At 37.3% G+C, this 22,451-nt stretch carries 19 protein-coding genes and 1 pseudogene; 10 read left to right on the forward strand and 10 right to left on the reverse strand.

Annotated elements, in window-relative coordinates:
- The first annotated feature begins 91 nt into the window (after positions 1-91).
- From CXF79_RS03065 to CXF79_RS03080, 4 genes are read left to right on the forward strand one after another with little or no spacing between them, the layout of a single operon-like run.
- Entirely contained in the window at positions 92-973 is an 882-nt protein-coding gene (locus CXF79_RS03065) for a kinase (RefSeq protein WP_101153914.1), read from the forward strand.
- A complete protein-coding gene (locus CXF79_RS03070; protein WP_101153915.1) occupies positions 970-1,833 on the forward strand; it encodes an HAD-IIB family hydrolase in 864 nt (287 codons plus the stop codon). The genes CXF79_RS03065 and CXF79_RS03070 overlap by 4 nt, the downstream gene beginning before the upstream one ends.
- Positions 1,826-3,052 (forward strand): glycosyl transferase, encoded by a 1,227-nt coding sequence (locus CXF79_RS03075; RefSeq protein WP_101153916.1) that lies wholly within the window; start codon positions 1,826-1,828, stop codon positions 3,050-3,052. Before CXF79_RS03070 ends, CXF79_RS03075 begins: the two co-directional genes overlap by 8 nt.
- Positions 3,053-3,081: 29 nt before the next feature.
- Entirely contained in the window at positions 3,082-4,833 is a 1,752-nt protein-coding gene (locus tag CXF79_RS03080) for an alpha-amylase family glycosyl hydrolase (RefSeq protein ID WP_101153917.1), read from the forward strand.
- A 5-nt stretch (positions 4,834-4,838) separates the two neighbouring features.
- Here CXF79_RS03080 and CXF79_RS03085 read toward each other — a convergent pair whose 3' ends face one another.
- Positions 4,839-5,243, reverse strand: a complete 405-nt coding sequence (locus CXF79_RS03085; RefSeq protein WP_101153918.1) for an MmcQ/YjbR family DNA-binding protein — start codon at positions 5,241-5,243, stop codon at positions 4,839-4,841.
- A gap of 125 nt (positions 5,244-5,368) precedes the next feature.
- Here CXF79_RS03085 and CXF79_RS03090 point away from each other — a divergent pair, with 125 nt between their 5' ends.
- Positions 5,369-5,677, forward strand: a complete 309-nt coding sequence (locus CXF79_RS03090) for a hypothetical protein (RefSeq protein ID WP_101153919.1) — start codon at positions 5,369-5,371, stop codon at positions 5,675-5,677.
- Positions 5,678-5,711: 34 nt separating this feature from the next.
- Here CXF79_RS03090 and CXF79_RS03095 read toward each other — a convergent pair whose 3' ends face one another.
- From CXF79_RS03095 to CXF79_RS03115, 5 genes are all read right to left on the reverse strand, one after another.
- Positions 5,712-6,233: a TlpA family protein disulfide reductase gene (locus tag CXF79_RS03095; RefSeq protein WP_101153920.1), complete on the reverse strand. Its 522-nt coding sequence runs from the start codon at positions 6,231-6,233 to the stop codon at positions 5,712-5,714.
- Positions 6,230-7,465, reverse strand: coding sequence for a sialidase family protein (locus CXF79_RS03100; RefSeq protein ID WP_232769066.1), 1,236 nt, complete (start codon positions 7,463-7,465; stop codon positions 6,230-6,232). Before CXF79_RS03100 ends, CXF79_RS03095 begins: the two co-directional genes overlap by 4 nt.
- 22 nt (positions 7,466-7,487) lie before the next feature.
- The gene (locus tag CXF79_RS03105; RefSeq protein WP_101153922.1) at positions 7,488-9,596 is read right to left on the reverse strand and encodes a TonB-dependent receptor; all 2,109 of its coding nucleotides are present in this window, start codon (positions 9,594-9,596) and stop codon (positions 7,488-7,490) included.
- A gap of 247 nt (positions 9,597-9,843) precedes the next feature.
- Positions 9,844-12,078, reverse strand: a complete 2,235-nt coding sequence (locus tag CXF79_RS03110) for a TonB-dependent receptor (RefSeq protein WP_101153923.1) — start codon at positions 12,076-12,078, stop codon at positions 9,844-9,846.
- 181 nt (positions 12,079-12,259) lie between these two features.
- Positions 12,260-13,171, reverse strand: a complete 912-nt coding sequence (locus CXF79_RS03115) for a penicillin-binding transpeptidase domain-containing protein (protein ID WP_101153924.1) — start codon at positions 13,169-13,171, stop codon at positions 12,260-12,262.
- A gap of 481 nt (positions 13,172-13,652) precedes the next feature.
- Between CXF79_RS03115 and CXF79_RS03120 the strand changes: the two genes are divergently transcribed.
- Together CXF79_RS03120 and CXF79_RS03125 are read left to right on the forward strand one after the other, a co-directional pair.
- On the forward strand, positions 13,653-14,924 hold the full coding sequence (locus tag CXF79_RS03120; RefSeq protein ID WP_101153925.1) for a S1 family peptidase: 1,272 nt from the start codon (positions 13,653-13,655) through the stop codon (positions 14,922-14,924).
- Positions 14,915-15,985, forward strand: a complete 1,071-nt coding sequence (locus CXF79_RS03125; protein ID WP_101153926.1) for an FHA domain-containing protein — start codon at positions 14,915-14,917, stop codon at positions 15,983-15,985. The genes CXF79_RS03120 and CXF79_RS03125 overlap by 10 nt, the downstream gene beginning before the upstream one ends.
- A 104-nt stretch (positions 15,986-16,089) precedes the next feature.
- Here the strand turns inward: CXF79_RS03125 and trpS are convergent, their stop codons facing one another.
- Together trpS and rpe are read right to left on the reverse strand one after the other, a co-directional pair.
- The gene (trpS, locus tag CXF79_RS03130) at positions 16,090-17,097 is read right to left on the reverse strand and encodes a tryptophan--tRNA ligase (protein WP_011041341.1); all 1,008 of its coding nucleotides are present in this window, start codon (positions 17,095-17,097) and stop codon (positions 16,090-16,092) included.
- 59 nt (positions 17,098-17,156) lie between these two features.
- Complete coding sequence (rpe, locus tag CXF79_RS03135; RefSeq protein WP_101153927.1) at positions 17,157-17,831, reverse strand: ribulose-phosphate 3-epimerase; 675 nt, start codon at positions 17,829-17,831, stop codon at positions 17,157-17,159.
- A gap of 318 nt (positions 17,832-18,149) precedes the next feature.
- Between rpe and CXF79_RS03140 the strand changes: the two genes are divergently transcribed.
- Positions 18,150-18,839 carry a TorF family putative porin gene (locus CXF79_RS03140; protein ID WP_101153928.1) on the forward strand — a complete coding sequence of 230 codons (690 nt, stop codon included), beginning with the start codon at positions 18,150-18,152 and terminating at the stop codon, positions 18,837-18,839.
- Between the two features lie 447 nt (positions 18,840-19,286).
- Positions 19,287-19,463, forward strand: coding sequence for a DUF2970 domain-containing protein (locus CXF79_RS03145; RefSeq protein WP_011041337.1), 177 nt, complete (start codon positions 19,287-19,289; stop codon positions 19,461-19,463).
- 216 nt (positions 19,464-19,679) lie between these two features.
- On the opposite strand, the pseudogene CXF79_RS03150 reads toward CXF79_RS03145, so the two are convergent.
- Positions 19,680-20,468, reverse strand: a pseudogene (locus tag CXF79_RS03150) (Dam family site-specific DNA-(adenine-N6)-methyltransferase); the annotation flags it as partial.
- A gap of 251 nt (positions 20,469-20,719) precedes the next feature.
- Positions 20,720-21,616 carry a LysR family transcriptional regulator gene (locus CXF79_RS03155; RefSeq protein WP_101153930.1) on the reverse strand — a complete coding sequence of 299 codons (897 nt, stop codon included), beginning with the start codon at positions 21,614-21,616 and terminating at the stop codon, positions 20,720-20,722.
- Positions 21,617-21,726: 110 nt separating this feature from the next.
- On the opposite strand from CXF79_RS03155, the gene CXF79_RS03160 reads away from it, so the two are divergent.
- Positions 21,727-22,335 carry a DUF998 domain-containing protein gene (locus tag CXF79_RS03160; RefSeq protein WP_442871889.1) on the forward strand — a complete coding sequence of 203 codons (609 nt, stop codon included), beginning with the start codon at positions 21,727-21,729 and terminating at the stop codon, positions 22,333-22,335.
- Positions 22,336-22,451 lie beyond the last annotated feature (116 nt).

A 22,451-nucleotide genomic window follows, 5' to 3' on the forward strand; every position in this document is an offset into this window, starting at 1 on the left:
TGAATTATAAAAAGTAATTGGGATCTGACTGGAATGGCATAGGACTTGAAGTAACAACCATAACTTGTATTTTTTATTTCGGATGAAAATTATGGTTTCAACTTTTATTAAACAACACAATTTACCTGAAGAATTTAAACTTGCAGTCAACGAATATTACATACCATTGGCAGATCAGATATTTAACCGATTTTCGCAAAGTAAGGAGGCTTATTTTGTCGGTATAAATGGTTGTCAAGGAAGTGGTAAGTCAACACTAACTGATTTCATTGCCAGCTATTTAACGACACAGTATCAACTCAATGTTGTGGTGATGTCCTTAGATGACTTTTATTTTTCGAGTGAAAAGCGCAAGTCGTTAGCACTAGACATTCACCCACTTTTAGCAACACGAGGCGTACCTGGAACACATGATGTTGTTGAACTTAATCATGTGTTAACCCAGCTAAAGGAAAAGAAAACAGGGTTTTCTATTCAAAAGTTCAACAAAGCTACTGATAACCCTTATCCTGAAAAGCAATGGCCGACCATTGAAAAAGCCGCAGATATAATCATAGTGGAAGGTTGGTGCTGGGGCGTAGAGCCACAAACAGTAGAACAACTAAAAGCGCCAATCAATGAACTTGAATGCCAATACGATAAAACTGGGCAATGGCGAGATTATGTTAATCAACAACTTAAAATCGCTTATAAACCTTTGTATAAAAAAATGGATTTCTGGTTAGCACTTCAAGCGCCTTCATTTGATTGCGTGTATAAATGGCGTTTAGAGCAAGAACAAAAATTAAAAGATAGAAATATCGGTTTAGTCAATTCAAAAATTATGTCTCCCGCAGAGATACTAAATTTCACTCAATATTTCCAAAGACTTAGCGTTCAAGGATGCAAAACATTTTCACAATCTGCTGATGCTATTTTCTACTTAGATTACGACCGTAAAATCACAAAAATGTCGATCACGGAAAGTGTATGAGAAAATTGAAAACGCTTATTTTCAGTGATCTCGATGGAACACTGCTAGATCATTTCACTTATCAATCAACCGCTGCAGATAAAACACTTCAGCAGTTAGAAAGTGCTGAGATCCCAGTTATTTTAAATACCAGTAAAACACTCGCAGAATTAGAAATAATTCATCACGATCTCAATTTAAAGACACCATTCATTATAGAAAATGGCGCCGCGATATATATCCCAATAAACACCTTCAAAACGCAGCCTGCGGGTACCGTGGTTATAGATCATTACTGGGTAAAACCATTTAGTTTACCTAGACAATATTGGATAAATTTATTAGCAAAACATACTGATGAATTTAGCCAGTACTACCAGGGTTTTTCAGCCTTATCAGCATCAGAATTATGCAACATCACCGGGTTAAATTTAGCAGAAACTGAACGAGCTAAACAACGACAATTTGCTGAGCCACTTCATTGGTTAGGAGATGAACCGACGAAAAAAGCCTTTATAGATCGATTGATTAATCTAGGTGTCAATGTCGTTCAAGGAGGAAGGTTTATTCATGTAGGGGATTTTTGCGATAAAGGCCAAGCACTAATTTGGTTGACTGAGCGATACCGCGAGCATTTCGATAACGTTTCCATTTTCACTATTGCCTTAGGAGACGGAGAAAATGATATCACTATGTTAGAAGCTGCAGATATAGCGGTTCAAGTACGCTCTCCTGTCCATGACTTTCCCACATTATATCGCCAGTATAAAACCACTCAAACCCAATTATACGGTCCGGAAGGTTGGGCTGAAGCCATTCAAAAACTTTTAGCGAATCAACTACTTTCACCTTCAATTAACTCAGGAGTAAATCATGGCTGATTTTTATCAAAATGGCACAGTAACAACGTTACACAACTTGGCGCAACGTGAACCTGCGGATATGGCAGATGAATTATTAACGTTCTCAAAAACCCGTTCTCTAGGGTTGATGTTACCGTCTTTATTCTCGGAGTTAGAAGGTCAAGCCTTACCTGACATTATTAATAAAGTTAAGGAAGTAAAATACTTATCTGAAATTGTTATTGGATTAGACAGAGCAGATCTTGAGCAATATAAACACGCTTTATCATTTTTTAGTCAGTTACCCCAACATCATCGAGTATTATGGAATGATGGTCCGAGATTGCAAGCTATAGATGCAAAATTACAAGCACTCGGATTAGCCCCTAAAGAGCTAGGAAAAGGCCGTAATGTTTGGTATTGCATGGGATACATTTTAGCCTCAGGTAAAGCTGAGTCTATTGCATTACATGACTGCGACATTTTGACTTATGAAAGAGATTTACTGGATAGGTTACTCTACCCTGTTGCCAACCCATTGTTTAATTATGAATTTTCTAAAGGTTTTTATGCACGTGTAGCTGACGGAAAAATCAATGGTCGCGTATCTCGTTTATTAGTTACCCCTTTAATTAAAGCACTGAAAAAAACAGTGGGTCATTGTGATTACCTTGAATACATGGATAGCTTTTTATACCCATTAGCAGGGGAATTTTCATTTCGTCGAGACGTATTAAATGATATTCGTATCCCAAGCGATTGGGGATTAGAAATTGGGGTTTTATCCGAGATGTACCGTAATTACTCACCGAACCGTATATGCCAAGTTGATATAGCCTCAACGTATGATCATAAGCACCAAGATTTGTCTTTGGATAACTCCGCTGGCGGCTTATCAAAAATGTCGATTGATATCAGTAAAGCCTTTATTCGAAAGCTCGCCACACAAGGTGAAACATTCACCGCTGAAAAGTTTAGAACGTTAAAAGCAACCTACTATCGTATCGCGCTAGATTACGTGGAAACCTATCGAAATGACGCCATGATGAATGGACTTAAGCTCGATATTCATAATGAAGAAAAAGCGGTAGAAATGTTCGCTGAAAATATCTTAACAGCAGGAAGCACTTTCTTAGAACAACCCATGGAAACGCCTTTTATACCGTCTTGGAATCGTGTTGTAAGTGCTATCCCAGATATTCTCTCGCAATTAAAAGAAGCGGTTGAATTAGATAACGAAGAATTTAGTAAAAAATAGAATTATCAGTATTAAAAGAAGGCGAAACTATGAAACCGCAGGTTGATCAACTAAAACATAAGTTAACTCAGCAGCTTTCGACTATTTATAAAGATGTACCTCTTGAGCAATCATTTGATGATATTGCACAAAGACTCATGAACGTTATGCGATTATCAAGCGAGGTGGTGGTTGTAAAACCTTTTACCAACAAATGGTCCGAGGAAGATATTATTTTGATCACCTACGGTGATAGCATTATCAAAGCAGATCAACCGCCATTACAAACATTAAAGCATTTTTTAGACACTACCATTGAAAATACCATTAATAGTGTTCACATTTTACCCTTTTTCCCCTACAGCTCAGATGATGGTTTTGCCGTTATTGATTATTCTTCAGTCAATGAATCTTTAGGAACATGGCAAGATATAGAAGATATCAGTAAAGACTATCACTTGATGTCAGATCTTGTGATTAACCACTGCTCCAGCCGAAGTGCTTGGTTTGATAACTTTGTTAAAGGAGAAGGTCAAGGTAGCGATTATTTTTTCACTGCACTACCCGATGATAATTTAACAGATGTAGTGCGCCCACGTACCTCACCATTACTCAAAGAAGTTGAAACGGGTAATGGCAAAAAATTTGTATGGTGCACCTTTAGCCACGACCAAGTCGACTTTGATTTTCGTAACCCTGAAGTATTAGCGGCATTTACGTCAATCATCAGGCAGTACCTAGACATCGGCGTTAAGATATTCCGCTTAGATGCTATCGCCTTTTTATGGAAAGTAACAGGTACTACCTGCATCAACTTACCTGAAACGCATGAGGTTGTTCGGTTATTGAGAACTCTCATTGAATCGGCTGAACCTCAAGCGATTATCATCACCGAAACAAATATCCCTAATACCCAAAACCTGACGTACTTTGGTAATGCTAACGAAGCGCACGGCATTTATAACTTTTCATTACCGCCCCTTCTATTAAACACCCTACTCACAGGTAATTGCTTATATTTAAAACGTTGGTTAATGAGTATGCCTCCGTCACAAGACGGCACCCTATATTTTAATTTTATTGCCTCACATGACGGTATTGGTTTACGTCCGGCTGAAGGTTTATTAAGTGAAAATGAACTTGATACCTTAGTGCACACGGTAGAAAATTTTGGTGGTAAAATTTCATGGCGTACTTCTGATACTGGCGAGCAAAAAGCGTATGAGATAAATATCTCACTCTATGATGCGATGCAAGGGACGGTTGATGGAAAAGATCAATGGAATTTTGAACGTTTTATTTGTGCACATGCCATTATGTTTGCTCTTGAAGGCATACCAGGTATTTATATTCATAGTCTGTTGGGTACGCAAAACGACTATCAAAAATTAGCAAATACCCACCATAACCGGTCTATTAATCGACGTCGTTGGCAAGAAAAGGCTTTAGAAGAGGCACTCGCTAATAAAAGTTTACATCATTCACGAGTTCTCTCGACGTTAAAGTCATTGTTAAATACTCGCATTAAGCAACCAGCCTTTCATCCCAATGCGACGCAGTTTACACTTCATTTAGGTTTACAACTATTTGGCTTTTGGCGACAAAGCCAAGACAGAAAACAAAGTATTTTTTGTGTCAGTAATGTTTCTGATCAACCCATAACACTGCCATTAAGTGAGCTTAATTTAATTATTACGGAATCTTGGTTTGAGCTTATTAGCAAGAAAGAAATCACTGAATTAACACAAAAAATACTATTAACACCTTATCAAACAGTTTGGATCAGTAATGTAATAACATAAACGCATTAAAAATGTATCAGGATTGACTGCTGATCTTTCTTAGTCATTTTGCTCACCACTAACTTAAACGAGTTATCTATCATGCGCTCAATTTCACCTTGTGGAATTGAGCCATCGAGAATGATTGTATTCCACAAGCGCTTATTCATATGATAGCCAGGGATAATCGATGGAAATATATCACGTAACATAACTGCCTCATCGGGATCGCACTTCAAGTTCATCCACCAATCCTCTTTTTCAGACGATTCGCTATTACCCTTGCCCATTTTTCCAATGGCCAGCGTCGCAAACATTTTATTTTTCACTTTAAATACTTTAACTTCCTCGCCGAATGGGAATTCTAATGTTGTTTCTGGCTTATTAAGTAAATAGTGCTCAGCTTCAGTATGGTCTGGGCTATCAGTCATAGCTTGGTTCCTTAGCGAATAAAATCCTGATTAATAATCTATAGCAATTCAATAGTAGATGAAATATAAATCCCAGTATCAGGTTCTTCTTTAGTATCAGTTCGATTTATATCACAGGTGAACTTATGTGTAGTACACCAAAACCAAAGCAAAAAATTAAAGGTAAAACCTCAACCAATGTGGTCAGTATTTTATCTCAGATGAATGCTGAAAAAAGGAAACAGTTTGCTGAACGTGCCAATGAAGCGAGTGTACGACGAGAGATAAAAAAACAAAAAGCTATATTAGAACAAATTCAGGTAGATCAGAATAAAGCTCATGCTCCGTTAAAGAAAAAGACCATGACGAGTAAGCCATGGCATTATTGGTTGATAAGCGCTAGTTTTAGTGAAATATTTCAAACGCTATTCCATAAAAATCATGCAATGAAATAACGCTAAAACACACAAGTTCTTAATTTTAAAGTGTTTATAACCACTGCGTTAAAAGCTCTTCAGCGATTAAACCACTCTTTCCATGAAACTTTCCCTGTTCATCAATAAAGTAGCTGCGCGGCAATTCACCAAACCATTGAGGGTCAACTTGGTACCTTTGTTGAGCCTCCTGCCCTTGTGTGAAGTGAAAGTTTTTAAAATTCATCAGTTTAAAGTGTTTTATAATGTCGGCTCTTTCCTGCTCACTGCTCTCTTCAGTGTCTGTATTTATGATCACTACCGCTAAATTTTTCTGTTTTTGTTGTAACTTTTGCACTAATGCGAGTTCTTTCATACAAGGAGGACAGTCAACAGACCAAAGTAACGCTAACCACTTTTGACCTTTTCTCTCTTGTGTCACTTGTTCAAAACGAACTTTGCTAAACTCAATAGAGCTATTACCTACAGGCTCTGCTTGAACTAAGCCACTAATGAATAGCGTGCCCATCAGCAGCGCACTAGTAAGAAAAATTACATTAGTAAATAGTAGTGTTTTTACCCACATTAGCCTTTTCATAATTGGTTCAACCAATGACCTTGTTGAAAACGATGCCAAGACACAAAACTATTGTTTTGTCCTTGGACTATAAAAGGTCTATCAGAACCCTTAGTCGATGTTGCTAACACCCTAGCAATTCCAAACGTCACGCCTTTATCGGTAGATTGTTGATGCCATAACTGATGTTCAGTTCCTGTGAATTGGGTCCAAACAATATCAATAACACCCTTTCTTTCACTCAGATGTGGATGAGCCGCTTGTGCTGCTTGTTCCCCAACCGCTAAAGGTAATGATAATGACTTACCTGCATCGTTAGAATAGCTATAGAAAATACCTTTGCCTTTATCGCCTTGGTTGTACCACACCATGTGATAGCGATTATCTTTAGCTATAGATAAGGCGCCACCTTGGTGTGGGCAACCGTTTATTTTCCAGTGATCATGACTTACTTGATAGGGCGTACTCTGCTCACCTAGCGTGGTAATGGCAAATTCTCTGATATTATCCCCATAAATATGACGCCATAATATAGCGAGCTTACCTTGCTGGTTATAATCCACCGCTAACCTGCAACAAACGCAGGTGCCATTAACGACTTTTTGATTAACAAACTGTGATTTTGCTTTTGTCATGTTGCCACTGGCAATGAAAATGGCAGAGCCATTGCCGGCATCTTTCCTTTGCTTTAAACGACCATCTAACCAGACGATGCTAACGTCGCCTTCGTCATTGACTACCATTTCATTAAAGCTATGTCCCGTGAGCAAACCATCATCGTTTACGGTAATAGGCGTGGAAAAAGTTTTACCGTAATCACTGGAATAACTATATCGAATATCTGCGGTGTATTTTTTTTCACGCGGTGAAGCCCACGACAAATAGACACCTTGCTTTGAATCAAACGCTATTTTGGGTCTATTCTCATTTCGTGCTGATATCTTTTCTTTGGCTATACCAACAGCTTTAGCTATACCAAAATTTTGACCCTTATCAGGTGAAATTTGATAATAAATGTTATCTTGTTGACTCCAAATTCGCCAAAAGTCACCGTTAGGTGCAAAAGCACTGGTAACCGTTTTTCCACATGTCACTGCAATTTTTTGACAAATTGTCTTCGCTTGCTTTACTGATTTTTGACCTTGATGCTGACTATGATCCATGGGCTCAGCCAACACTTGCTGACTAATGCCCGTGCTTAAGATAAAGGTCACCAAAATTAATAGCTTTAGTCGGTTGTTAATATTTTTCATAGGAATTCTCATTTAGTTATTATTACCATTGATAACTCATACCCATATAAGCAGTTCTGGGCGCACCCGGTGACCAAGAATTTTTGCCATAACGATATTCACCGCCTTGGGCATAGACCTTGTCTGTTAAATTAAGAATTCTTGCATTGAAAGAAAGTTGACTATTTAGCTGATAACGCGCTTTTAAGTTAACAATGCTGTAACCATCATCTTTTCTTTCAAGGCCAGTGTCAGGGTCTGTGCTGTTTGCATCATCCATCCAGTATTCGCCAACCGATTGTAGCTCTACTTGGCTTGAGAAACCTTCAAGGTAACTTGGTAAATAACGTAAGCGAACATTAGCAATGTAATCGGGTGCCATACGCATTTCATTACCTGAATAATCGTCATGTTCATCAAATTCATGTTTACTTTTACTGTAAGCAACGCTCAAATTTAATTCGTCATTGATTACCCATAAAGTAGATAGCTCAATACCTTTATGAAGTACTCGAGTGGCGTTAGTTAAATAACGCTGACCTTGATCGTTATAGGCATGTACTATGCCGTCATCAACATCCATAAAATATAGAGCTGCATCGAATGTTATGTTATCAAAATTACCTTTATAGCCTATCTCATAGGTGTCTGAAGTTTCAGGATCAACAGGTTCAGCAACTTCACTATCCTTAGTGGTTAAATGATAAAGGCTACCCGCTGTTGGTAATCTAAAGCTGTTGGCATACCGAAAGTAGGTACTCGTATTCTCAGATAAATGATAATTCAAACTTGCTTTAGGGCTGAGATGTGAAAAATCATCATCTCTGTCTTCTAAGCTTATTTTTCCATGTCCTATATCACCATAAACCCCAAGGTGATTAGTAAATTCATATTTCGCATAGTCATAACGAACCCCAAGGGTTAAATCGAGATTTTTTGTCAATGTGCGCTTGTGTTGCAGGTAAGGTGAAATGCTGGTGTAACTTGTGGTGTCATCGTAGAATTTCTCACCTTTGACAAAGGTATCAGCGCCCCAACCTGTCGTGGTGAAATCTAGTGGCTGATAAGAGAGTTGGTCACCTTCAGTGTATTCAAAATCAACACCTACTGTTGTTTCATTGTCAGCCGTGTGAACAAAATTCGCCAGCGCTAATAAACCTACAGTATTCACTGTCGATTGCACTCTAGGCATGTTCTTATTCCATGTCGCCGTATAATCATTAGTACGGTGACGTAAGTAAGGGATTACAGAATAATAACTGTCCTCATTCATTTGATCCCACTGTGTTGTTAAACGCATATATTGTGTTTTACGCAAAGGATCACTCGCCAGTACTTCTTCAGATAAACCAGAGTTAGTACGATCGTTTTCAATCTGGTCGTCATTCAAGCTCGCTGCCATTTCTTGTTCAAGATCAGAGGCAGTAAAAGAGGTGATTAATCGCTCATTGGCTGTTAATTCATATTCATGGCGCAAGTTGATCTCTGCACGCTGTGAGGCTGTATGATCTCGCCAGCCTTCATTTGTTACATAGGAAGCAGATGCTCGAATACCTTGTGTATTTGAAAGTTTATTACTGTGACTAATTTGTACTTTACCGTATTGCTCTTGACCCAACACAACATCCATCGCGGTTTCAGTTTGTTCGACAACCGGTTTGGTCAAAATGTTTACGGTGGCGGCAACAGCGCCCGAGCCATACAAAGCGGTTCCTGCCCCTTTAAGTACTTCCATTCGGCCAACATTAGAATTGAAACTAGACCACCACAAGGCATTATGATTGAAAAATGCAGCTGACTGTAAAGGCACATTATCTTGCAGAAATAAATAGTAACCACTGGTATTCATCGGCATTCTGATTGATGTTTTATGACCTTGACCACCTGATAACTGATCAATTAACACCCCTGAAATACTGTTTAATGATTCAGCGACATGCTGGCCATTATCCATTTGGAGTTCTTCTTCACTTATACCATGCACAGACATGGCTAAATCTGTATCGAGGGCTTCTTTACGGGTTGCGGTAACAGTTATTCGTTCAAGATCACTTTTGGCCGAACCGTCGGGTAATGTTTCAGCTGATGATGCATAACAAGTATTGGCAATAAGTAAAGCCAATAGAGATGGAGTAAAAACGTAAGGCTGCATAATTATAATGTTAATTAGTGTGAAAAATTTGTATTATTTTAGCAGTTTAAAAGTACGTATAGGTGCGTCATATTGTCGCAAAACAGCAATTAACAAAAATAAAATACCATTAAAAATCAGTCAATTAAAATAAAAACCTTGGTAAAAACAAAAAAGCCTTTACGTTAAAAAGTAAAGGCTTTTGGAATTAATATCGGTCGATTTTTATTAGGTAAATGATCTACATCATCTACTCAATAAAGCGTCATTAAAAAGAGTATGTCGCTTCTACCCACGCGCTCAAACCTTCACTGGGCAATCTATCCATTACTGGCGTACCAACTTCTTTAACACGATTATAGCCGCCTAAATGATTTTGATATTCTCTATCAAGTAGGTTATCAACCCCCCCACGTAGGGTAAAATCAGCTGTTACAAAATACTCAATATCAATATTAACTAAACCATAACCAGAGGTTGCCTGCTCGGTATTCGTTGCAGAAACATCATCTTGTGCCGAAACAGCAACTAACGTTAAGTTGGTGATGACATTTTCATTATGGTAACTAACGCTTACTTGACCATTAAGTGGTGCAATGCGGTATAAGTTATCATCAATATCACGACGTTCACCTCTAACATAACTGGCGATTCCCGATAACTGGAAGTTGTCTGTGAGATTGTAATACCAATTAACATCCGCGCCATATAATTTAGCATCAACATTACTAAATTTAAGTGGGTTATCATCTTGAGCCATCATCGACGCCATCATTTTAGCTGATGCATCGTCCATATCCAGTGGCGTGCCTTGAATGTAGTTATCAATGTTTTGATAAAATACATGTGGCGCAATCATGAAGTCACTTGATTGCCAGGTTAAACCAAGGTCAGCTTGATACGCTGTTTCTGATTCAAGGTCGATATCACCAATATAAGTATGACCATCTGCTAAACCACCGGTAGATTCCATTGGTGTCCATAAGTAACGCTCTTGGTATGATGGTGCACGGCTTTTCATACCCACACCAACATAAAGTGATAGAGTTTCACTTAGTTGTGTTTGAGTACTTAAGGCAACATCTACATTAGTGTCTGAAACTTTGCGGTCTGCATTATTAAAGTCACCTTCAAGATCACTTAACAAACTTCCCATGCTTGGCATCATAGCTGAGTTCATGTCGTCCATACCTGAATTCATATCACCCATGCCTGAGTCCATATCGCCCATACCTGAATCCATGCCACCCATTCCTGAGTCCATGTTCATGTCAGCCATATTCATTGCCATATTACCGCTTACTTCATCAGCATTTGATAGTGCATGTTTTACTCTAACGCCTAACTGAACAGTAGTTTGTCCATATTGATTCTGCCATTCAGTAAAAAAGCCAAAACGGTCATCTTGCACATTATTAAAGTTGACTACTTCGAACATAGCATTCGTTGGATTGGTAATAACTGAGTCATGCGTTGCAAGATAGCCATCAACACCAAAACTCAATTCACCAAAGCTGAACTCACGATTTAGTACAAACTTAAAATCTGTCGTGTCTGCAAGAGCGGTGTTACGACGTTTTTTCATTGGATCATGGGCACGCATTAAAAAGTTAGTCATACCATGATCAGCATCTAAATAGCCTACTGACCATTCACCTTGCCATTGTCCTAATTGAAAATCACCATCTACATTAAATCGGCTACTTTCTATATATTCTATATCCATTGGCAGTGCTGGCGTGCCTGAGTCAGTCGTTTTTGTATAGTGATAACTCAAACCCACAGTATTATTTTCAGTCGCATGTCTTACATCAAAACCTGCTTGAGTTTTATCAAAATCAGTTAGTTCAATAACCGTTCCGTCACCGCTTTCCATGCTATCACCAGTCTGAGTATTGCCATAAAGCAATATCGCAACATCACCTGCAGCAATATTTGTCACACCTGAAAGTGTACTCGCGCTATTATTACTTCGATAGCCTGCTTGCAAATCACCTGATACTTGCACATTCTCCGAATTCATAACCTCTGCTTTACGCATTGAAATATCGATAGCACCACCGATTGTACTCATGCCAGCAGAAACTGGCGCAATACCACGGTATACCGTCATTGAATCAACAATAAGTGGCGTTGAGTAACTTAAAGGTGTGTCCATTGCATTAGGGCCAGCACCAATAATAGGATGGCCATCAAGTGAAGTAGCAACTCTGTCGCCGAATAAACCACGGTACTGAGCTATGCCTGTAATTGGGCCATTACTGTTAATGTTCGCACCGGGGACAGAAGCTAGCCAATTGGCTAAATCAGCTTCGGTAGTTTTACCTTGCGCGTAACTTTGATTGTCTACGAGTGAATTATGACGCTGGTTTGAGATAGTGATGACTTCAATATCTTTAATCGTGCCTTGAGCATTATTGGCTAAAGCAGGTAGCGCCATAGCACTGCTACCTAAGATGGTGAGGTTAACAGCGAGAGCAATAGGTTTTAGAGTAAAATTCATGTGATTTTCACTTACAGTAATATGAAATAAATTCAATTAATTGAATTGGTATAACGCTATTCTGTAAGTGATTACATTTGGAAACAAATGGAATTAGGCAATGTGCGACAAAGTGTCACACCTTAAAACTCGCTTAGTTGCGCTAGGTCAAAAAAGCAGAAATTGATAACTAAAAAAAACTTTAAATAACACCTGCTTTTTTCAAATGATTTCTAGCAATTTCAACGCGAACCGCTTTCATTTCTGCATAACTACCACGGGTAAAATTGAAAGCAAAATAATGCACACCTTTATCATTTTCAACAAAGCCCACATACCAACCTAGCATGGCCTTACTGCTTTTATCATTGCTATTTGCTTTGCCTGCTCCTGTTTTTGCATAGAGTAAGTAGTTAGCATTTTTTTCAACTAACATAACTTCTTTTAGAGTATCAATACTGTGCTGACTAACACCTAATTGTCCTCGATGCATTTTTTGTAAAAAACGTACTTGCTCTAATGCCGAAATTTTCATACTGCCATTTAGCCAAAAATCATCTAATCCCGATGAGATATCATGATTTCCGTAATTGAATTTTGTGACGTAAGACTGCATTTTATCTTGACCAATATCCGTCGCTAGTTGTCTAAAAATGGGCACCATAGAAAATTTAAATGCAGTGGTAAGGTCGTATTCTGGAAGTTTCCAAACCGATGGCCACCACGCTTTTACCGGATACTTTTCTTTATCAAACGTTAACACTTGTTGTGCGCTAGCTATTTTCTTGCTATCCAATGCAATAAGGCTATTAGTGATTTTAAAGGTAGAAAAAGGTGATAATCGTTGCTTAGCTCTCTCTTCATTTACCACTGATAGCATCTCATTTTCTTCTGTGTATGAAGAGCCTTGAGTCACTTTGGCGCTATGGTGAGTATTTACATCTTCACTCGTTGTCTCACTGACTACTTGTGTCATCACCTCACTTTTCTTCTCGCTAAGTAACACAAAAGTACAATCATTATTACTAACAAGGCAGAGTTCACTACTGGCAACTGCTTGGTGGGTAAAACTGCTCAGTGCTAATACACTCACAATACTGATAACTTTTTTCACACAAACCTCTTTATTGGAAAACTGAATAGGAAACTATAACCGATCTACTGAACTTGCATATTGCAGTATAACGGGCATATACCCGCTCCACTCGGAGATGCTCGTTTCAGGAAGTCTGAACGATTCATAATCAAGACGCATTTTTTTATTAAGGGTTACTCCCTTAAAAAGAAATGTAACGCAGAGTATGATTTGCTCAGACTCACCCAAAGGGCTGGTTTATAAACGCTTTATGCTACGTTATTGATTTCGATAATAGAATAACTATTCTCTTCAATCAATGCCTTGCCTAAAAGTGTTTCTAATTCCAGCTGAATCATGCATCTTCAAGTGGAACGGGTATAGATAAAAGAAAAATCATACGCGGCTTCAACATGGGGAACAATGATATAAATCAAGCAAGCAGATTTATGTCATTGATAAGGTGACAAATACAAATTTAGTGTCACAATGGTTAAATAGGTTATCAACAGGAAAATGAATGAAAGCTTTTTTTACCTTAGTTTTTATACTATTAAGTTCTACTACTTTTGCCTCTGAGCAAGCTGAAGAAATATTTGCGCAACTCACCCCCTCTCTTTACCAAATTAAATTAATTGATAAAGCCAGTGGAGAGAAGTCCTCTATTGGTTCAGGTTTTCAAATCAGTGAAGATGGCATTATTGCAACCAACTATCATGTGATATCTAGCTATGCTCGTCATCCCGAAAAATATCGTATTGAATACTTGGATCACCAAGGAAAAATGGCTGAGGTGGAATTGGTCAGTGTTGATGTCATTAATGATCTGGCACTAGTAAAACGTCAAGTTGAAGGTGAAATGCCTTATTTCCTGCTTTCTGATCAAAAACCTATTAAGGGTGAAAAATTGTTTGCCTTAGGCAATCCTCATGATTTAGGTATGATTGTGGTACCGGGTACCTACAACGGTTTAAAAAAAGAATCATTTAATGAGCGTATTCACTTCACCGGGTCGATAAACTCCGGCATGAGTGGCGGGCCTGTAGTAAACAAGTCTGAAAAGGTAGTGGGTATTAATGTCGCGACATCAGGCAACCAAATTGGCTTTTTAGTACCTCATGATAAATTGGTAAAACTTTTTAATGATTATAACAAAGAAGCCCCTACCGATATTAAGCAACAAATGGCCGAACAGTTATTAGCTAACCAAAACAAGCTGATGACGGCGTTACTTAATAATACTTGGCAAAGCAAAGAGCTGGCAGGCAAAGCAATGATCCCAATTATCGAGGTCCCCTTTATTCGCTGTTGGGGTGACTCTAATGCAGATAAAACCGATGCGCTTATTTTAGCAGCCATTGCAAATTGCTCGCTCGATGAAAATACTTATCTTTCATCACATTTTTTTACTGGCAGTGTCGAGATTGAATTTCGCTATATGCAGGCAAAAAATTTAAGTGATAATAAATTTTATCATTTATACCAGCAACAAATAGCCCGAGCAGGTGCCGGTAATAGAGCAGGAAAAAATGATGTCAGTGAGTATCAATGCCATAATGATTTAGTTACGCCTTCAAGTACTGCTAATACAAATAAGGCTATTAATAACAAGAGTATCTTCTGTACTCGTGCTTACAAAGACTTCCCTGGATTATTTGATGTTTTGTATTTAGGCGCTAGTGTCGATAAGAATCAACAAGCATTAGTGAGTCACTTTACCATTGCTGGAGTTAGCCAAGAAAATGCTATGGCATTTACCGGTAAGTTTATGGAGGCCGTGTCATGGAAGTAGGTATGGAAGTAACTCAACGCACTGAAGATTACACTGCAGAGATAGAGCCAACGAAACAGCTTAAAAACGATGATTTATCACTTGAGCAAGGTGAGATAATTATTGAAGAAATTAGCCGCAATCATAAACTATTACATCGCCATAAATTAAAACGAAATGAAGTATCTATTGGCCGAAATTATCACAATGATATTATTTTAACAGACCCACATATTTGTCCGCAGCACCTATCATTAAAATATTCTCAAGGCATCTGGCACCTTAATGACAACAACTCAGTTAATGGGACCTTATTAGAGAACAACCTAGATAAGCGGCAAGATGCTCATCAACAAGTGATTAACGACGGCGATGTTATCATTTTAGGGAAAAGCCAATTAAGAGTACTATTTAGTGATCATCAAGTATCAAACACTATTGCACTTAGCCCATTTGAGTCCCTTATTGATTTAATCCGACATCCTATTGCGGTCTTTATTAGTGTTGCTTTGTTTATGCTAATAGCCGGTAATATTTCCTATTTAAACCAACAAGTAGAAACTAATATAAGTCAGTTATTTGTTAGCGCTTTTAGTATGAGCTTATTATTTTCTCTATGGCCTGCAGGCGTTGCCTTAGTATCACACCTCACTAAGAATGAACCGAGGATATTAGCTCAGTTTGGCATTAGCTTTGTCTTTTTCATACTGATGTGGTTCAGTGATTTACTCGAAGAGGTTGTTGCCTTTAATTCAGCTAGTAACTCCGCCTTAGGCTTATTAATTATGTTACTGCCTATTTTGTTAGCTTTTAGCTTGTTCTGGTTAAATAGTTATATTGGTTTTCATATGAGCGCAAAGCGGAGGATTGTCGTGGCCATCAGCATTACTGCGTTATTGTTTGGCGGCACTTATTTATTACAATACAGTAAAAAGCGTGAATTCAATCCGCACCCTAATTATAATGCCACCATAATGGCACCTGTATTTTTAATAGCACCTAGCAACAGTGTTGACGATTTTGTTAAACAAAGTAATGCTTTATTTGAACAAGCAAGTGAAGCAGCATTAGAAGAAGACTAATACCAAATAAAATAATATAGCGCTGATAAAAAGCCAATAAAAAAGCTTATTTTCTTTATGAAAATAAGCTTTTTTTGTCTAAATAATTACTGAGTAGCTCGGTGTTACGGTCGAGGAATAAAGCCTACCGCTTCATATACTGAAGCAAGTACTTTATTCGCTCGGGCAGAGGCTTTTTCAGCACCACTATGCATAACTTGCTCTAAGAATGCTGTATCTGCACGGTATTGGTGGAACTTAGTTTGAATCGGCTCTAACAAAGCGACTACTGCATCAGCAACGTCGCCTTTTAAATGACCATACATTTTATCTTCATAGGTAGGCACTAAGTCGGCAACACTCTTACCTGTGGCACAAGACAATAGTGACAATAAATTTGATACACCCGGTTTTTCTTCAAGATTATAATATATGCGAGCTTGTTCATCAGAATCAGTAACTGCACGTTTAATTTTCTTGGCAACCTTTTTAGGGTCTTCTAATAAACCAATGAAGTTACCTGGGTTTGTATCAGATTTAGACATCTTTTTAGTGGGTTCAAGCAAACTCATTACACGAGCACCGTGCTCAGGTATAAACGGATCTGGTACTGTAAAAATATCGCCATACAGGTTGTTAAAACGTGTAGCAATATCTCTAGCTAATTCTAAATGCTGCTTTTGATCATCACCTACAGGAACACGGTCAGCACCGTAAAGAAGAATATCAGCAGCCATCAATACTGGGTAAGTAAATAAACCTGAATTCATATTGGCTTCAGATTTTTGAGACTTATCTTTGTATTGAGTCATGCGATTTAACTCGCCCATTTGGGTATAACAGTTCAGCACCCAACTCAATTGTGCATGTGCTGGCACATGCGATTGAATAAAAATAGTACTTTGCTCTGGGTCAACTCCACAAGCTAAATAGAGTGCTAAGCCGTCTAGGGTTGCGTTGCGTAAATCTGCAGCCTTAGGACGAACGGTAATAGCATGTTGATCTACCAACATGTAGTAACATTCGTGCGTTGACTGCATATTAACCCATTGTTTTAATGCGCCTAAATAATTACCAATAGTTAACTCGCCTGACGGCTGACAGCCACTTAATACAATAGGTTTACTTGTCATTTTTTTACCCTTTAAATTCTGAATGCTTTACTTATTTATTGCTTATGTTCACTTACTGTTTATTGCGAAACTTTCGCTAACTCAGCGCGCATTTCATCAATTGCGACTTTATAATCATCTTGAGAAAATATTGCAGAACCCGCAACGAACATATCAGCGCCTGCATCAGCAATTTCAGCAATATTATTGGCTTTAACACCACCATCAACTTGTAAGCGAATATCATAGCCACTTTGCTTAATTTTTTCTTTTACCAAACGCAATTTATCTAATGTTGTTGGAATAAAAGATTGGCCACCAAAACCTGGGTTTACTGACATTAATAAAATAACGTCAAGCTTATCCATAACAAAGTCTAAACAATGTAAAGGTGTCGCTGGGTTTAGTACTAAGCCTGCTTTACAACCATTGTCTTTTATCAGCTGTAAGCTTCTGTCGATATGGTCACTGGCTTCAGGATGGAAAGTGATTATGTCAGCTCCCGCTTCAGCAAAACCGGGAATGAGCGTATCAACATTCTTAACCATTAAATGGACATCAATTGGGGCTGTTATGCCGTAGTCACGTAGTGATTTACATATCATAGGACCAAACGTTAAATTTGGGACAAAGTGGTTATCCATCACATCAAAATGAACAACATCAGCGCCTGCAGCTAAGACTTTAGCAACATCATCACCTAAGCGAGCAAAGTCGGCTGATAATATAGAAGGGGCAATTAAAAATGGTGACATGAGCAAAGTTTCCTAAAAAAATATGCCGCTATTATACCCAAGCGTTATCTAAATGCGAATAGCCTAACAGAGAATAGCTTAAATGAATGTCATAACGCACTGCTTTTGAACATAGTGTAAATTAACGCACCAAAAAAGCGCGACACAACGTTCCTAATGATATGGCACAACTTAACAAAAACAACTTATCCCACTGTTTTTTATACATAAAAACCCAATAAACGTTTAAAGATCAACTTAGGCATTAAGCTTGCAATTATCAAATTAGCTTAAAACTATCTTTAATTTATCTAATAACTTTCACACAATGAGAATAATATGAAAAAGACACTAGTAAATATCGCACTCACTTCCGCTTTAATAGCAGGTTCACTTGTAGCATCTTCAGCATTTGCTGTTGAAGGTTTGTCAGCAAACGTTGGAGCAACTAGCAACTATTTATGGCGTGGCGTAACACAAACAGATGACGCTGCCGCTATTTCTGGTGGTATTGACTATGCACACGAATCAGGATTCTATGCTGGTACTTGGGCTTCTAATGTAGACTTTGGTGATGATGCTAGTGCTGAACTAGATTTTTACTTAGGATTTGGTGGTGAGTTAGGTCAAGGTTTTGGTTACGATGTTGGTTACATTTATTATGCTTACCCTGATTCAGCTCAAACTGACAGTACTAATGAATATGATTTTGGTGAAGTCTACGGCTCATTAAGCTACTCATACTTTTCAGTTTCAGCCAACTATGGTGTAAATAATGATGATGGTGCTGAATGGGCTGATAGCGCACTATATATTTCTGCTGACGCGGAATTTGAAGTTGCTGAAGGCTTAACTTTAGCGCTACACATAGGTGATTATTCTTTCGATGATGACTACAAAAGTGATGATTATAGCGATTATGGTGTAAGTTTAAGTAAAGGTGGCTTCACCTTCGCGGTATCAGATACTGATATGGATAACGATGATATGAAATTTACAGTTTCTTATTCTATTGATATCGATTTATAGAATAGTTTATTGATTGTTTTTTCGATTAATTGACGAATAAACAGTCAAAGACATAGAGGTGAACTTGAGCTATACTTGTTCACCTCTTTTCGTACACAGTGAAAAAAACCATGTCAAAACGGATTATGACAAACGCTTATTTTACAAAGTTTAAGCAATTATCTTTTGCTTTTACCCTTACTATTGTTCTTTTATTTACTCTAAACAAGCATACCGCTAGTCAAAGCATACAAGCAAAATTACTAAGTTCATGTATGCTTGTAGAGTCAAACTTGCCTATGAATCATATAAATCATCCATGCCATATCACTAATATGTCGAACAAAAGCTGGATATCATGGTTATCAGGGGAAAGTAAATCTACGCATTTACACTTTTTAGATTTAGTAGAGCTTATTCATTATAGCTTCCATTAAAACAACTTTAGCTTTTATCATTCAAAGCAGCATGAAAAACACTTTCAAAAGTGTTGCTGCTGCTTTTTTTGGTGTGCAAAATGAAAGTAACCGAAAGCGAGATTTCTCTGAAGGAAAACTATCTCACTTTATTATTGCAGGCATCATCGCTGTACTGATTTTTATAGGGTGTTTAATAGCAGTTGTTAGCTTAGTAATGCCAAGCTGATACAGCTGAGCTATCTATTTCTTCTGGCACGACTAATCACGACAAAAGATCTATTACCTTGACTCAGAGGTTTATCGCTTATGGATTGCTGTAAGGGCGGAAGGTAGGTGTTGTTCATTACTTAAAGGCTGAGTAACTAAGCCGGCTAACAGACAACCTTGGGTTGTCTGACTTAACTGAATCCAGTGCTATCGTCTCTGATACGGAGTATAACGCTTATTTATACAGTGCTAATACTTCTTTAACTTTAACTCGTCCTTGTCCCTTTGGACTAATTGAACGCTGTACTTGAAAAAATTCTCTTTTATCCGCATTTTTATAAAGTTCACGAGTAAAATCGACATGATGATTAGAAATAATAGTTGCTACACCTTTCTGCTTTGCTTTTTCAGCACAAGCCACCAATCTTATCTGATCTTCATCAGTAAATGAATTACCAGCATAAGCTGTGAAATTTGACGTTCTATTAATTGGAGAGTAAGGAGGATCACAATAAATAACATCATCACTTTTAAGTTGAGAAAATGCTTTTTCAAAATCACCTTGTACAAACGTTGCTTTTTGAGCTTTCTTTGAGAAAAACTCTAACTCAGCTTTAGGGAAGTATGGGTGCTTATATCTTCCAAATGGCACATTGTAGCCACCACTTTTATTATAGCGGCATAGTCCATTGTAACCATGTCTATTTAGATACAAGAAGAGTACTGAGCGTTGGTATGAATCATTGGATTCATTGAACTGCTTACGTAACTCATAATACTTCTCAGGATGATTGTAATCACCAGCAAAGTACATTTGAGCATCAGCAATAAATTGTGTAGATTGGTTTTTTATGATGTTAAATAGCGAGATTAGATCTTTGTTCATATCAATTAACAGATATTCATCAAAATCTATATTCAGAAAAACAGAGCCACCACCAACAAAAGGTTCAACGAGCCTTTTTTTACCCTTTACAGGTAAGACCTTTAGGATTTCACCTACAACTCTTTTTTTGCCCCCAGCTACTCTTACGAATCAATTTATGAAAAAAGTATTAAAAGCAATATTTAACAACTAGTTACAACCTAGTTCATACTTTTTAACGTTTTTAAGAAAAAGTGACTAAAAAACATGAAAACTGAAGATATATTTCATACTTTTGACCGAGTACAATAATTAGCTGTAGTAGCTCAAACTTGATCTTACGCTTTTAAATATCAGAATTTAACTAAATATGACAGACAACAATAAGCTCATTACTGCCGTTCAATAGTTCAAAATATTTTTGCTGCATTCAGTTTTAAATGTTCAATGAATAACTTCATTTTTTTGGAGAGGTGAATCTTACTAGGATAAACAGCATAAATTTCCCTTCTGTGTATTCCTACTGTCTCTTTAAATAAATGAATTAATTCACCTGATGTAATTTCATCTTTAACACTAATCATCGGTAAACAAGCAACCCCTAGACCATCAACAGCAGCTTGTCTTAAAATCGCTGTGCTTGAAGATGATATTCGAGCATTTACATTAAGTTCAACAGGTTTATTATTAATAGAGTTAATTAAACGCAAGCTACTATTATCTGATTGATATGATAAAAAGTCACATTGTTCAATTTGATATAAAGAATCTAAGTTAGGCTTAACTTGATTTAAATATTTTTCACTAGCACATAAGACTGAATATGAGTCAAATAAAAACTGAGCAATGAATTCAGAGTCTTTTAAAGGTCCAACCCTGATAGCAATATCAAAACTGTCATCTAAAAGGTCTTCATAATCATTACTAAGTACAATCTCTAGCTTAATGTCAGGGTGTAATTTAGCAAAATCACAAAACCAACCATTTAATAGTTCATTGCCCAATGTTATAGGTGCTGTTACCCTTAACTTTCCTACTGTTTTTTCATTATCTATCTGGATAGCTTGAATAACATCTTTAATTGTCTGCATTTGTGGGTGACAATGATTAAATAAATACTCTCCTTTTTCAGTTAAACTGAGTTTACGAGAGTTTCTTTCAAGTAGCCTTACACCTAATTCCAATTCAAATTCGCTAACTCTTCGACTAATAGTACTAGAAGGTATATTTAGTTTTTTAGAAGCTTTAATAAAGCTACCTTGCTTTATTACCTCTGTTATTATTAAAAGATCATCATATCGCCACATCAAAAAACCTTAATTCCACTAATGGGATGCTAAATCCCTTTTTAAGTAATTTAACCGTTATTAATGGGATGTTACTATGTATCCATAATTTACGATATAAATCAGGATATATAATGACTACTTATTTTGCTTACTGCGGATTAATTGCTTCAATTTGGATTGTATTTGGAGTCTTTCTCGCTGCTAAGTTTTACCCAAATTATAACCATAATAAGCAATTTTGTAGTGAGCTAGGAGCCAAAGGAAGTCCAACTGAAAGATTATCCCCGATAATAAATAACTATCCTTTAGGTATTTTATTTTGTTTTTTTGGCTTCGCTGTTATCCAAATGAAAGACAGTTCTATAGTCTCGGTTATAACAGGTTCCTTGATCATAATTCACGGTATTGGTACTTTGGTTGCAGGGTATTTTCCTATGGATGCAAACGCATATACGAAATCTCCATCCTTTAATTGTAAAGTTCACTCATGGGCAGGCTTTATTATGTTACTAGCTTTACTAATAGCACAATTATTAATGGTTTTTAGCCCTATAAACCAGTCAATAACAACTCCCTTTAAAATATTTTCAATAGCCAGTATTTTAGCGACAGTTTACTTTATCTATAAAATGGCAAAAACCATTAAGAAAAAAACTAACCCAGGTTTATATCAAAGACTTAGCTATGGAGCACAATTAGTATGGCTAAGTGGATTATCCTTAGTATTAACTCAATAAAATTTATAAATGTTGAAAAAATTAATTCTGATAAATCAGGGGTGAAGGGGTAGTTGATTGATTTAATACACTTATATAGGTTAGGCTAAACCTTAATCAAAATTTAAAATGTGATT

This window comes from Colwellia sp. Bg11-28 (assembly GCF_002836245.1).
GTDB lineage: Bacteria > Pseudomonadota > Gammaproteobacteria > Enterobacterales > Alteromonadaceae > Colwellia > Colwellia psychrerythraea_A.